This is a genomic window from Schinkia acidoalkalinis, assembly GCF_054301215.1.
This window is the reverse complement of sequence record NZ_CP182573.1, coordinates 1,570,111-1,583,104: the sequence shown is the minus strand read 5'-3', so window position 1 is coordinate 1,583,104 and position 12,994 is coordinate 1,570,111. Positions and strand designations below refer to the sequence as shown.

The following is a 12,994-nucleotide window of genomic DNA, read 5'->3' as shown; positions in this document are numbered from 1 at the left end:
GTTAAACGGATATGACAAAAATTGACTCGATTGCACGGAGAATTTTAGGCTGGAAGTTAAACCGTTGGGACAGATGGTATGATCATGAGAAACGCGTTTTTATCCATGACTCTGAATTCCAACCAGAACACAATCTTGATCATGCAATGCTTATTGTTGACAGGTTACAAAAGTTCGGATTTACGTATAAAACAAATGGGGCTTCAGAGGTTTCATTTAATGAGGCAAAAGGCACTGGTGAGACATTAGCACAAGCAATCACAAATGCAGCATATGAAATCATCGAGAGAAGCTCAATAGCAGATAGCAGCAAAATGTGGCGGACTTTATGCTAACGTAAACAAATTCAAATAAATAAGGTAAAATAAAGAGGTTGATTCAAAAGAGGGCTGACTCCTTTTGATTCATCCTCTTTTGTATTTTTTGGAAATTATAGCCCTTCTATAAAAGAACTCATATTAAGTGACTTGCATAAACTGACAAAAAGGGAGTTTCTTGCATGAGTGTTCTTTCTTTCATTCTTTATGTTATTATGGCGATGGTAATTGGTCTGTTGGCGGAGAAGGTAACACCTTTTGGTGTTCCTGGTAGTTGGGCAGGAGCAATAGTGGTAGGTATGATCGGTGATTGGCTTGGTCATTATTTATTCGGGACTTGGGGGCCGTATCTTTTAGGTTTTTCGTTAGTTCCTGCCTTAATTGGTGCTATAATCGTTGTTCTTGTGATCGGGGTAATTGCAAAGGCTTTTCGTTAAGCGCTAGAATATGAATGGAGCAAAAAATGAACAATATCTATTTTTATTTGCAAAAACTAAATAAAGAAAACAAGAAAGCAGCCATTCTGCTTCAGTTGATTCTTACTGCTCTCCTTACAACATTGGCTAGCGAAATTCGGGTGGTGCCATTCCATGGAGAAACCTTTCGTTTTGGATTAGGGAGTATTGCCTTTTTTCTGTTTATCCTTATACTTCCGCCCGTTTCTATTATATGGTCAGGTGTAGTGACTGGAATTACAGCTGTTAGCTTCCGCATTGTAAAGGATATTGTCCTTTATGATGATTATGGATCCACGACTTTAATCAATCATGTCCCAGCCTTTTTTTATTATTTAATCTTTGCCCTTGGTTTACACATTATTAAGATTGAAAAGTATAAAACATTTCCATTTATCCTGGGGGCTTGGGCCTCCTTGTATGAATTTCTCGGTAATGGTATAGAAGAAACACTTCGACAATTTTTATTGCATAAAACGTTTTTGGGGTTTCCAGAATGGGCGCTACTTGCGGGAGTTGCGTTGCTAAGGAGTTATTTTGTCGTAGGATTATATGCATCCATCGCAGTGTCTGAACAAAAAAAACGAGTTCAGGAATTACTTAAAGTTGGTTCTGAATTGTATGGGGAAACACTGTATTTGCAAAAATCAATGAACCATATTGAAAAGATAACTGCTGAAAGTCATGATTTATATCGAAAGTTAAAAAAGAGTGAGATGAAACCATTAAGTGTACAAGCCCTTCACATCGCTCAAGAAATTCATGAGGTTAAAAAGGATTCACAAAGGATTTTATCTGGACTGACGAAAATAACCGATAAAAAAATCGACAATGTTTTCTTTCTTTCAGACGTTCTAAATCTTGTTGTTCATGCAAATGAAAATTATAGTGATCTTCTGAAGAAAAAAATTTTTATCCACCAAACAATTGCTGTAGATTATGAAACGGATCAACAAATACCACTTCTCGCCATATTAAATAATCTAATAGCAAATGCTGTTGAAGCAATTGTTGAAAAAGGGGAAATCCATATTGAATTATTTGAGGAATGGGCTAATACTTGTTTTATAATCAAGGATTCGGGTAAAGGTATTCCAGAGGAAGAAGTCGCAATCATTTTTGAACCGGGATATACGACTAAATACAATGATCGTGGTGTTGCAGCAACAGGTATTGGCTTATCCCACGTTCTGGAGATTACCCGTATGCTGGAGGGGAATATTCGAGTTGATGCGTCTGAAAAAGGGACTGTTTTTCGGGTCGATATTCCAACGAAAATTTTACGAAAGAGAGTTGAATAAAACTGCGCTATTTTATTGTTGATGATGATAAAGCAAGTAGGACAATGTTGAGAAACATCATTACGGAAAGTGACCTTGGAGTTGTGATTGGTGAGGCCGAAAGTGGTGCGAAAAGCCTGAAGTCAATCATTGCGATGCAGCCTGATATAGTTTTAATAGACTTTTTAATGCCTGAGTTGGATGGAATTGAGACGATTGAACAGTTAAAGAAGGAAGATTTTCAGGGCCAATTTATTATGATCTCACAAGTTGTTAACAAAGAAATGGTGGCGGAGGCATATGAAAAAGGTGTTGAGTTTTTTATACATAAGCCGATTAATCGGATTGAAGTTCAAAGCATATTGAAAAAGTTTTCAGAGCAATTCCGTTTAAAAAATTCTTTGCTTGCCATCCAGGAATCATTAATAAGTATTGGTTTAGATAGAAGTAAGAAGCCGAAAACAGTAAAAGAAATTGTTTTTTCGATTTTAAATGACATGGGAATTATTGGTGAGGTCGGAAGTGACGACATTGTTTCTATCATTGAATTCTTAATGAGTCAGGGAGAAAAGGTGGCTCAATTACCGCCTCTAAAAGATTTATACGAAGCAGTGGCAGTGCAAATGAAATCTGATAAAGCGGATATAATAAAGGAAAGCAAAGCAATTGAACAACGCATTCGTAGAACAATTCTTGCGGCAATTAATAACTTAGCTTCATTAGGGGCCATTGACTATACCAATTCGGAATTTGAGTACTATGCACCTCGATATTTTGAATTTCAAGAGGTAAGAAATCAGATGATGAATGTTGAAGAAGGTAGGAATGACCATGCAAAAGTAAAAATCAATATCCGTAAATTCTTGCAAGTGTTATATCTTGAAACGATGAAAAAATATAATCAAGGTTAATACGATGGGAAAATACAAAAAACTTTAACTGAAGTATAAAAAAATAAAAAAAGATAATTTTATAAATGTCGGATTTCGTCGGATTGGATAGGTTGCCCGTATTATAAACATATAAGCTAACTCTTAAAGTTGCAAACGTTTTCTAAAATAAAAAGGGGTGACTTATTGATGAAGAAAAAATTTAGAATTTCTTTAGCTTACCAAATCCTCATTGGTTTAATTTTAGGTATTGTAGTAGGGGCAATTTTTTATGGGAACCCAAAGGTTGATACCTATTTACAACCGTTAGGTACTATCTTTCTAAATATGATTAAAATGATTGTCGTACCAATCATTGTTTCTACATTAGTTATTGGTGTAGCTGGTACCGGCGATATTAAGCAGCTAGGTAAACTTGGGGGTAAAACATTAATCTACTTTGAGATTATTACAACCATAGCGATCGTTATTGGTCTACTAGCAGCAAATGTTTTCAAACCAGGTTTGGGCGTTGATATGTCTTCGCTTGTTAAAACCGATATTGGTAAGTATGTTGAAACAACTGAACAGGTTTCAGGTCAGGGCCATAGTTTCTTTGACATCATTGTTAGTATTGTTCCAACGAATATCGTCAATGCAATGGCTAATCAGCAAATGCTTGCAATCATCTTCTTCTCCGTAGTCTTTGGTTTAGGAGTTGCGGCGATTGGTGAAAAAGGGAAACCAGTTCTTGCCTTTTTTGAAGGTGTAGCAGATGCAATGTTCTGGGTAACAAACTTTATTATGAAATTTGCTCCAATCGGTGTTTTTGGTTTGATCGGTGTAACCGTTTCAAAATTCGGTCTAGCATCATTAGTACCACTAGGTAAGTTAATGATTCTTGTATACGTAGCGATGGCTTTCTTTATCCTTATTGTATTGGGTGGCGTTGCTAAGTTAGTTGGTATCAATATCTTCCATATTATGAGAGTATTGAAGGAAGAACTTATTCTGGCGTATTCGACATCAAGTTCAGAAACAGTGTTGCCAAAAATTATTGAAAAGATGGAGAAGTTCGGTTCTCCAAAAGATATTGTATCATTTGTTGTTCCAACAGGTTATTCCTTTAACCTAGATGGCTCGACATTATACCAAGCAATTGCTGCAATCTTTATTGCACAGATGTATGGTATCAATTTAAGTATTGCCGAACAAGTTACGTTAGTGTTGGTATTAATGGTTACATCAAAAGGTATTGCCGGCGTACCAGGAGTTTCTTTCGTTGTACTATTAGCAACTTTAGGTACAGTAGGTATTCCGATTGAAGGATTAGCATTTATTGCCGGAGTTGACAGACTTCTTGATATGGCTCGTACAGTTGTTAACGTAATGGGTAATTCATTAGCTTCACTTGTGATGGCTAAATGGGAAGGTCGCTTTGACGAGAAGAAGAGTAAGGAATATTACGAATCCGTTAAAAATGCAGCGTAATGTAAAAATATTTAATAAGACTGGCTGTCCATTGGAGGCCAGTTTTTTCCGTAGTTGACATATTGGAAGGAATATTATATATATAAACTATAATATTATAATAACCTCACTATGCAATAAGTGGGGTAGAGGTGCGATATTTAACAGTCTTTAGCGGAGCATGAGGAGCGATGATACTAACGAGAAGGAAATATCGCCGAAGTTTGTAATAATCCTCAGTTATTACATGCTGGGTCTGTAATTAAGAGTTGCAGGACTGTCTCAATAAACAATTTCCCGGTTTGTTGAGGTGTGCTATCTCATTTGGGAAGTAGAGAGGAATTTGGGCAACGAATGAAATTGCGCGACCTGAGTTTATCTCAGGTCGCTTTTATTTATCACATTTAGTTGTCAAAATGTATTGACCTTAGTAAAACGAGCAATACTTTAGTAAAAAAGTATTAAAACGGAGGGGTAAAATGAGAAAAAAATTATCATTATTATTAGCGATATCTTTTTCGGTTATGGTTTTATTAGCTGGGTGTGGCACTGGAAATAAACAAGAAGGTGAACAAGCAAAAACACCTGCATCATCAGAAAAGGATACATTTAAGGTAGGACTTGAAGCAGGATATCCACCATTTAACTGGACACAGATGGATGATTCCAACGGTGCAGTTCCAATTGATGGATCTTCCGAATTTGCCGGCGGGTATGATGTGGAGATTGCCAAAAAACTTGCGGAAGGTTTAGGAAAACAATTAGTGATTGTGAAAACTGAATGGGATGGTCTTGTACCAGCCTTAACTTCAGGTAAAATTGATGCAATTATTGCGGGTATGTCGCCAACAGCAGAACGCAAAAAAACAATCGACTTTTCAGATAACTATTACAAGTCAAACTTAGTTATGGTTGTGAAAAAAGGCAGTAAATATGAAGGTGCAACTTCTATTCAGGATTTCAAAGGTGCAAAAGTAACCGCACAATTAAATACATTCCACTATTCAGTAATCGACCAAATTAAAGGCGTAAATAAACAACCAGCTATGGATAACTTCCCGGCAATGAGAGTAGCGCTTGAATCTGGTGTAATTGATGGTTATGTTTCAGAACGTCCAGAAGCAGTTAGTGCTTCATCAGCAAATGAAAACTTTGCAATGGTAGAGTTTAAAGATGGATTTGTAACTTCAGATGATGATACATCAATCGCTGTCGGTTTGGCGAAAGGCAGTGAACTTACTACAAAAATTAATGAAATCCTAGCAGGTATTTCAGCGGACGAACAAACAAAAATCATGGATGCAGCTATTAAAAACCAACCAGCTGCAAAATAAAAATTATGTAGAGGTTTTCTCAAAGTGTCTGGCGTCTTTCGGGATGCCAGAGAACCTGCATTGTCAGTGGTGCTTAACACGATTCGAGAGAGCCTCTTTTATAATAGTAGGAGGAGAATTATGACCTTTGATTGGGTTGTAAACATTATAAGGGATAACTGGCCCATGTTTCTTCGGGGTGCTGGAGTTACTCTTTATATATCAATTATAGGTACGATTATTGGATCTATTATAGGTTTAATGGTTGGAGTTATACGAACAATTCCTACGCCTGAACGGGGAATGAAAAAGGTTTTACTTAAAATTATAAACGCTATTCTTTCTATTTATATTGAATTTTTCCGTGGAACACCAATGATTGTTCAGGCTATGGTTATTTATTACGGATCAGCCTTAGCGTTCGGCGTGGATGTAGACAGGACTGCTGCCGCTATTTTTATTGTAGCAATTAATACTGGTGCTTATATGTCTGAAATTGTTCGCGGCGGTATTGTTTCAATAGATAAAGGGCAATTTGAAGCGGCCCAAGCTATTGGGATGAACCATATCCAGACGATGATGAATGTTGTCTTACCACAAGTCATTCGCAATATTTTACCTCCAACAGGTAATGAGTTTGTGATCAACATTAAGGATACCTCTGTTTTAAACGTAATTTCTGTATCAGAATTATACTTCGCGACTAAGTCAATTGCTGGAAACAATTTTAGATACTTTGAATCATTCTTTGTTGCTTGTATTTTGTATTTTATTATGACCTTCACAGTAACCCGAATTCTCCGCTTTGTTGAACGAAAACTTGAAGGCCCTGATAATTACATGATGGTTCCTGGTAATCAAATGCAGGTTGAAACGGCGGAGGATGCTATCCGTAGAGAAGATAAATATAATGGGAATAAATAATAAGGCGAAGGGGGAGAAAAAGTGGAAAAAATAATTGATATTCAACATTTAAGCAAATCCTTTGGAGCCCATGAAGTCCTAAAAGATATTGATTTTTCAGTAAATAAGGGGGAAGTAGTCTGTATTATCGGGTCCTCTGGATCAGGTAAATCAACACTGCTTCGTTGTGTGAATCTCCTAGAAAGACCTAGCGGAGGTCAAATTATTTATCGAGGCGAAAATATTTTAGATGATCAGCATGATATTCCAACCTATCGTCAAAAGCTTGGCATGGTATTTCAGCAATTTAATTTGTTTAATAATCATAATGTTTTAAGCAATTGTGTTGTTGGACAAGTAAAGGTTTTACGACGTTCAAAGGACGAGGCTGAAAAAATTGCAATGAAATATTTAAAAGTTGTGGGCATGGATAAGTATGTGAATGCGAAACCAAAGCAATTATCTGGTGGTCAAAAGCAACGTGTTGCAATTGCCAGAGCACTATCAATGGAGCCGGATGTTATTCTTTTTGATGAGCCGACTTCTGCACTGGACCCTGAAATGGTTGGTGAAGTTTTGAAAGTCATGAAGGAACTTGCAGGGTCAGGGTTAACGATGCTAATCGTAACCCATGAGATGGAATTTGCTAGGGAAGTATCCGATCGCGTTGTTTTCATGGACAAGGGCGTAATTGCAGAGGAAGGAAGCCCAGAGCAAATCTTTAATAATCCAACGCAGGAGCGGACTAAGGAATTTTTAAAACGTACGTTAAAATAATGAAAAAGCCTGGTAAATGCTGATTTATCAGGCTTCTCATTATTTGGCCATATAAATTGCATTGAAGATAGCAGGTTGAGAACAAAAATTCTTAATCTGCTATTTCGTATGCTAAAGTGGGAGTCGCTGTGTAGGCTCATATAGATTATACGGACAGCGTAAGCTAGGAAACAATTAATCGAGTCCGATAGAAGCCATCAAGCGGACAGCGTAAGCTAGTAATCAACGAATCGAGTCCGATAGAAGCCATCAAGCGGACAGCGTAAGCTAGTAATCAACGAATCGAGTCCGATAGAAGCCATCAAGCGGACAGCGTAAGCTAGTAATCAACGAATCGAGTCCGATAGAAGCCATCAAGCGGACAACTTAAGCTAGTAATCAACGAATCGAGTCCGATAGAAGCCTACAAGCGGACAGCGTAAGCTAGTAATCAACGAATCGAGTCCGATAGAAGCCATCAAGCGGACAGCGTAAGCTAGTAATCAACGAATCGAGTCCGATAGAAGCCATCAAACGGACAGCGTAAGCTAGGAAACAATTAATCGAGTCCGATAGAAGTCATCAAGCGGACAGCATAAGCTAGTAATCAACGAATCGAGTCCGATAGAAGCCATCAAACGGACAGCATAAGCTAGTAATCAACGAATCGAGTCCGATAGAAGCCATCAAACGGACAACTCAAGCTAGGAATCACCAACTCGAGTCCGATAGAAGTCATCAGGCGGACAGCATAAGTGAGTAATCAACGAATCGAGTCCGATAGAAGCCATCAAACGGACAGCGTAAGCTAGGAAACAATTAATCGAGTCCGATAGAAGTCATCAAGCGGACAACTCAAGCAGACTTTTTTACACGGCTGTTCTTCTTCTTTTTTTTACAATCAATTTATCTAAATAGTAAATGATAATGATAAATACGGATATAATACTGGAATACGTCACGATGACCCCTAAAGGATTTGCGCTTCCAAAGTGGCCATCCTTTCCTCTAAAGCCACCGTCACCATCTGGGAAATGACGTTCCTCGAATTGGCCACCCCTGAAAGCTTGGTCGCCATCGGGATGATTGAGGCCTTCAAAATGGTCTTCATCTCCAAAGCCTCCGCCTCGGAAATTATGTTCTGCAAAATGGCCTTCGCCCCCGCCAAAGCTTTCTTCGGACTGCGCAGATGAAAAGCCAAATACGCTTGGAACCCCTTGCAGGTGCATGATAAAGTTCGTTGAGACCATTTGATAACCACCAAACACTAAGAAAGCAACTGCTGCGACTTTTGCTAAAATACCAAAAACTCGTTTTGGTGCCTTTACCGAAAAGATGTTTTTAAAAACATTGACAACCCATTTCCAGTGCAGACCAACATGGGCTCCTACTAAAATGAGCACTATAAAAGAAATGGTTATATGAGAAATTTTAAACCATTGTTCATTTGCAATTTCAATATTTGGAAAGACAACTTTAGAAACTAAAATACCGCTGATGATAATAAAAGTCATTGAAATGAGCAGCAATACATTTAATAAATAGCCTATTTTTATTTTAAAAGCTAATTTCTTGTCAAATAATTTCCATGTAACATTTTTTATCCATTTCCAATTGAGCAATATATGGGTGAAGAAAATGACGGCCATAGCGAGACCGGCAATTTCGTGAAAGGCTAGTCCTCCTAAAACCCTTTTATTAAAAAGTAAAACGAAAATAACGGCCATGATGATATCCAATCCAAATTTAATATACATACTCTTTTTCATGTTCTGAATCTCCTTTTCTTATTTTTAAGCTGTAAAATTACCGTCATAACTTAACATCACTGCAGACGAAACACTTTCCATATTGGAGATATTATTTAAAAAGTTCATTTCATCATCCTTCATCCGGACTTCATAGGTTACTTCAAAATTATTACCCGGAAAAATAGATTTAGATTTAATAGAGTGCTTTTTGGTATGTTCAGCGATCACATGTCCAATTGATTTTTCAATACCTGCATCAGTATATTTAATTACTAGTAAATAAGGATTTTGAATTACGATCCGGTTTATAAAAATAAGTAAGACTAATCCAATTAGAATAGAACCAATTGCTGCAAGCAGGGAGAAGCCTGCACCACATAAAATGCCAGAAACAATCGCCCAGAAAATATAGACGATATCCATAGGGTCTTTAATAGGGGTCCTAAAACGGACAATCGATAAAGCACCAACCATTCCAAGGGAGAGCAGCACGTTAGAGGAAATTCCCATTATGATTAAGGCAGTAGCCATGGATATTACAATTAATGAAATATTAAAGGTGTGAGAGTATATGACACCTGAGAATGTTTTCTTATAAATAAAATAAATAAATAATCCAATAATAAACGCTGTTAATAATCCCACTAGTGAATCAATGATAGAAAAACTAGCAGTCTTTTCCAAAAAACTAGATTTAAAAATGTCGTTAAAATTTAGATTTTCCACTTTACTTCCTCCTAACGAATTAACCATACATTCTGCTCATTTGATATTTTGAATACGCTCCTTTTTGACGGTTACCAATTTGGAGTAACTGTTTAATTAAAGTTGGTAAATATTCATCATATTTCACTTCAAGGACGACGACATTGGGATTCGTTTCAATCATCGGGATGTTGGGATTAAGGACATCATTATTTCGGAAGCTTGTTTTAATTGCGCTATCAAAGGTAATGCGCACATTCCCATATTTGTAAATAAATACTTCTCTTTCATAATCAACAATCGTTACTGGCTTTAGTTGAAAGAGCTTCATTTGTAAATAGAGATCCTGCATTAGTGACCTTGAATCATTTTCCATCCAGGCAATATCACCAGCACGGATTCGTTCATATTCAAGAGCAGTTATAGGGCATTTTTGCTTGTATGTAAGATTATTTCGTTTACTTTTTTTCTCCAGATTTAGAAAGTCGGTTTTATGGTCATATAATCTTACACGGTATTTATCTCGTTCAAGTAAACCTTCTTTTTTTTGAGAAAGAGCTTTATTATCAAAATTATCAAAGTAAACACTTCGAATCAGATACTTTCCATCGTTATGAGCATGAGGGTCAATTTCCATAACATGCTGTAGTTTACTTCGAAGAAGGTAACAATCCATTTGGGTGATTTCGTGTTTTAATTCATGGCGACCATGTACACCATTTACATCCATTGCTTCCACGTTTTTAAGCCTCCTACTAGGTAAGGTTATTAACTCCTTGATTCACATTATTGTCGGGAAACCTTAAACAAACCTTAAAATTGAAAATAAGATTCCATCAGCTGCTTATTGCTTCCTAAAGTGATTGGACAATCCGCACGTTTTCATTAGAGCAAGTTTTTATGCGGACACGAGTAAACATCTGGGTAGTTCGGGGAAGTGAGACTATATTCGTGTTTGTCCGCATAAAAACTTAGGATTCTATGTAACCGTTAGATTTTTATGTTGTCCAATCAAACTTGGTCGCAATAAGCAGCTGATGGAATCAATATACTTGCACACAAAAAGAGACCGCTGGATTGCGATCTCCTACTTTGGTAATTTCACCTTAAAAGTTGTGCCTTTTTGTTGATTTTTTATGGCTGTTATTGTTCCATTATGTTTTTCAACAATCCATTGGGCTATGGATAGCCCTAATCCTACACCACCTGTTTCTCTTGAGCGTGCTTTATCTTCACGGTAGAAGCGTTCAAATATAGCTTTGATATTTTCTTCTTTTATGCCAATTCCTGTATCAGTAACCTCAAATACAATCTTTTGATCCTCTATATAAGTTTTAACTCCAATGCTATCCTGTGCATTTGTATATTTTAAAGCATTATCAAGCAAAATGACTAAAAGCTGATGAAGGCGTTCTTTATCTGCTTTTATGTTAGTTTTGCAGTTTAGGCTTAACCATAAGTGTTTGTCTTGTGATTCGGCAATTTCCATATAGGGTTCACAAACTCCTTGAACAAAGTCATCGACTTGAAAGGACTTCGTTACTAGCTGTGTCTCGGCTGAATCGGCCCGAGCTAAAGTAAGTAAATCCGATGTCAGCTTTGATAGGCGCCTAGTTTCGGATAAGCTTAGCGCAATGCTTTCAAACTTATCGGCGATTTTTTCTTGTGGTGTACGGAGCAACAGCTCTAATTTGTTTTGAATGACAGTTAATGGTGTTCGTAGTTCGTGTGAAGCATTTTCAACAAATTCAGATTGTTTATTCCATGCCGCGATAATAGGCTGCATCATTTTTTTCGATAAGATGAAGCTTGCGGAGATAGAAAGTATGATAAAGATAAATGAACAAAGCATGATTAGTTTTCCAAAATTATTAATGATGGTTTGTTCGGCATCGATATTCATCAATAGTTGTGTATAGGCGATATCATCAGTAGCATTATGATTTTCAAAGAGAAGATAACGAAAATGATATTGATCATTAATTGTAAAATTAGTGATTGTATCTACATTTTTTACATCAAGGGTGAAATCCTGTAAATAATTTTCATATAACAATGTTCCAATTTCATTTTGATTTACTATTTCTCCATTTTTATTCCAATGCAGCACAATAATTCGAGGATTTGGTCTTGTTCTTTCTTTAAAAGCATCATCTCGCTCAAATTCCTCACCAGGAGGATGTGGCCTTGTTTCTCTAAACGGATTTCCGTTTAGGATCTTATCCTTAAAACCCAGTAGTTCCTCGTCAGTTTTTGAAAATAATGTATTTTGGACCCCACTAAAAATGATGACGCCGAAAATTGCAAAAATAATAGTAAATGCAATCAGATTTAAAACCATAAATCGAAGCTGCTCTTTTCTAAAAATCTTTCGTCTAGACATTTCCTTCACCGTTTTCTGATAACATATAACCCAATCCTCTAAAGGTTTTAATATATTGGTCATAGCCCGAGACTTTTAAACTCTTTCGCAAATTGCTGGCATAAACTTCAACAACCGTTGTGGATGTATCTGATTCAAATCCCCAAATACGATCAAAAATTTGTTCTTTTGTTAGAATGGTATTTTTATTGTTAATCAGGTATTCCAGAAGGTCAAATTGCTTTCCATTCAATTTCACCAATTCATCACCAATGTGAACAGTTTTATTTTTAAGATTCATTTTTAAATCCTTGAAGGTAATGCCGTTTTCTTTAAACTCTCCTCCGGCTCTTCTGACGATAGCTTCTAAACGCAATAAAAGCTCTTCACGATGGAAAGGCTTTACTAAATAGTCATCAGCTCCGACTTTGAAGCCTTTAATTTTATCATCAATTCCACTTTTTGCAGTTAGCATAATAACCGGTGTTGCTATATTATTGCTTCTTAGGTTTTGTAATACCTCATAGCCGTTCATTCCAGGTAGCATAATATCAAGGATAATTACATCAAAGATATTTTGCTCAGCCAAAAACAATCCTTCCTCGCCGTCAAAAGCATGCTCTGTTTCAAATAGTTCTTGGGTGATTTCTTTTATTGCTTCGGAAATATGTTTGTCATCTTCGATAATGAGTAACTTCATGAAAACCGCTCCTTTTAAAATTCCAAGCATCTATCATTGATATGTTCGATTATAGGAGTATTTGTCGCAAATGCAACCAATTTTCTCTTTTAAGTTTTCGTTAAGGTTACTCA

13 protein-coding genes and 1 riboswitch are annotated in these 12,994 nt (G+C 36.6%); of the genes, 8 read left to right on the top strand and 5 right to left on the bottom strand.

Annotated elements, in window-relative coordinates:
* Positions 1 to 11: 11 nt before the first annotated feature.
* The 8 genes from ACNQFZ_RS08260 to ACNQFZ_RS08225 all read left to right on the top strand — a co-directional run bounded on the left by ACNQFZ_RS08260 (position 12) and on the right by ACNQFZ_RS08225 (position 7,384).
* Positions 12 to 335 carry a BC1872 family protein gene (locus tag ACNQFZ_RS08260; protein ID WP_458414799.1) on the top strand — a complete coding sequence of 108 codons (324 nt, stop codon included), beginning with the start codon at positions 12 to 14 and terminating at the stop codon, positions 333 to 335.
* A gap of 164 nt (positions 336 to 499) precedes the next feature.
* Positions 500 to 754 carry a GlsB/YeaQ/YmgE family stress response membrane protein gene (locus ACNQFZ_RS08255; protein ID WP_458414798.1) on the top strand — a complete coding sequence of 85 codons (255 nt, stop codon included), beginning with the start codon at positions 500 to 502 and terminating at the stop codon, positions 752 to 754.
* A gap of 26 nt (positions 755 to 780) precedes the next feature.
* Positions 781 to 2,073: a sensor histidine kinase gene (locus ACNQFZ_RS08250; protein WP_458414797.1), complete on the top strand. Its 1,293-nt coding sequence runs from the start codon at positions 781 to 783 to the stop codon at positions 2,071 to 2,073.
* Positions 2,074 to 2,075: 2 nt separating this feature from the next.
* Positions 2,076 to 2,963, top strand: coding sequence for a response regulator (locus tag ACNQFZ_RS08245; protein ID WP_458415348.1), 888 nt, complete (start codon positions 2,076 to 2,078; stop codon positions 2,961 to 2,963).
* Between the two features lie 168 nt (positions 2,964 to 3,131).
* Entirely contained in the window at positions 3,132 to 4,412 is a 1,281-nt protein-coding gene (locus ACNQFZ_RS08240) for a cation:dicarboxylate symporter family transporter (protein ID WP_458414796.1), read from the top strand.
* Positions 4,413 to 4,530: 118 nt separating this feature from the next.
* A riboswitch (Lysine riboswitch) is annotated at positions 4,531 to 4,717 on the top strand.
* 153 nt (positions 4,718 to 4,870) lie between these two features.
* On the top strand, positions 4,871 to 5,725 hold the full coding sequence (locus tag ACNQFZ_RS08235; protein ID WP_458414795.1) for a transporter substrate-binding domain-containing protein: 855 nt from the start codon (positions 4,871 to 4,873) through the stop codon (positions 5,723 to 5,725).
* A gap of 120 nt (positions 5,726 to 5,845) precedes the next feature.
* Positions 5,846 to 6,628 carry an amino acid ABC transporter permease gene (locus tag ACNQFZ_RS08230; protein ID WP_458414794.1) on the top strand — a complete coding sequence of 261 codons (783 nt, stop codon included), beginning with the start codon at positions 5,846 to 5,848 and terminating at the stop codon, positions 6,626 to 6,628.
* A 21-nt stretch (positions 6,629 to 6,649) separates the two neighbouring features.
* Complete coding sequence (locus tag ACNQFZ_RS08225; RefSeq protein ID WP_458414793.1) at positions 6,650 to 7,384, top strand: amino acid ABC transporter ATP-binding protein; 735 nt, start codon at positions 6,650 to 6,652, stop codon at positions 7,382 to 7,384.
* Positions 7,385 to 8,232: 848 nt separating this feature from the next.
* On the opposite strand, the gene ACNQFZ_RS08220 is transcribed toward ACNQFZ_RS08225, so the two are convergent.
* The 5 genes from ACNQFZ_RS08220 to ACNQFZ_RS08200 all read right to left on the bottom strand — a co-directional run bounded on the left by ACNQFZ_RS08220 (position 8,233) and on the right by ACNQFZ_RS08200 (position 12,881).
* Complete coding sequence (locus tag ACNQFZ_RS08220) at positions 8,233 to 9,132, bottom strand: DUF4405 domain-containing protein (RefSeq protein ID WP_458414792.1); 900 nt, start codon at positions 9,130 to 9,132, stop codon at positions 8,233 to 8,235.
* 24 nt (positions 9,133 to 9,156) lie between these two features.
* On the bottom strand, positions 9,157 to 9,840 hold the full coding sequence (locus ACNQFZ_RS08215; RefSeq protein ID WP_458414791.1) for a DUF4956 domain-containing protein: 684 nt from the start codon (positions 9,838 to 9,840) through the stop codon (positions 9,157 to 9,159).
* Between the two features lie 19 nt (positions 9,841 to 9,859).
* The gene (locus tag ACNQFZ_RS08210; RefSeq protein WP_458415347.1) at positions 9,860 to 10,549 is read right to left on the bottom strand and encodes a polyphosphate polymerase domain-containing protein; all 690 of its coding nucleotides are present in this window, start codon (positions 10,547 to 10,549) and stop codon (positions 9,860 to 9,862) included.
* A gap of 357 nt (positions 10,550 to 10,906) precedes the next feature.
* Positions 10,907 to 12,202 (bottom strand): sensor histidine kinase, encoded by a 1,296-nt coding sequence (locus tag ACNQFZ_RS08205; protein ID WP_458414790.1) that lies wholly within the window; start codon positions 12,200 to 12,202, stop codon positions 10,907 to 10,909.
* Entirely contained in the window at positions 12,195 to 12,881 is a 687-nt protein-coding gene (locus ACNQFZ_RS08200) for a response regulator transcription factor (RefSeq protein WP_458414789.1), read from the bottom strand. The genes ACNQFZ_RS08205 and ACNQFZ_RS08200 overlap by 8 nt, the downstream gene beginning before the upstream one ends.
* Positions 12,882 to 12,994 lie beyond the last annotated feature (113 nt).

Coding starts and splice junctions, on each gene's coding strand:
- ACNQFZ_RS08220 (WP_458414792.1), bottom strand. CDS start 9,132: ATGAAAAAGAGTATGTATATTAAATTTGGATTGGATATCATCATGGCC.
- ACNQFZ_RS08235 (WP_458414795.1), top strand. CDS start 4,871: ATGAGAAAAAAATTATCATTATTATTAGCGATATCTTTTTCGGTTATG.
- ACNQFZ_RS08205 (WP_458414790.1), bottom strand. CDS start 12,202: ATGTCTAGACGAAAGATTTTTAGAAAAGAGCAGCTTCGATTTATGGTT.
- ACNQFZ_RS08250 (WP_458414797.1), top strand. CDS start 781: ATGAACAATATCTATTTTTATTTGCAAAAACTAAATAAAGAAAACAAG.
- ACNQFZ_RS08200 (WP_458414789.1), bottom strand. CDS start 12,881: ATGAAGTTACTCATTATCGAAGATGACAAACATATTTCCGAAGCAATA.
- ACNQFZ_RS08210 (WP_458415347.1), bottom strand. CDS start 10,549: ATGGATGTAAATGGTGTACATGGTCGCCATGAATTAAAACACGAAATC.
- ACNQFZ_RS08255 (WP_458414798.1), top strand. CDS start 500: ATGAGTGTTCTTTCTTTCATTCTTTATGTTATTATGGCGATGGTAATT.
- ACNQFZ_RS08230 (WP_458414794.1), top strand. CDS start 5,846: ATGACCTTTGATTGGGTTGTAAACATTATAAGGGATAACTGGCCCATG.
- ACNQFZ_RS08260 (WP_458414799.1), top strand. CDS start 12: ATGACAAAAATTGACTCGATTGCACGGAGAATTTTAGGCTGGAAGTTA.
- ACNQFZ_RS08240 (WP_458414796.1), top strand. CDS start 3,132: ATGAAGAAAAAATTTAGAATTTCTTTAGCTTACCAAATCCTCATTGGT.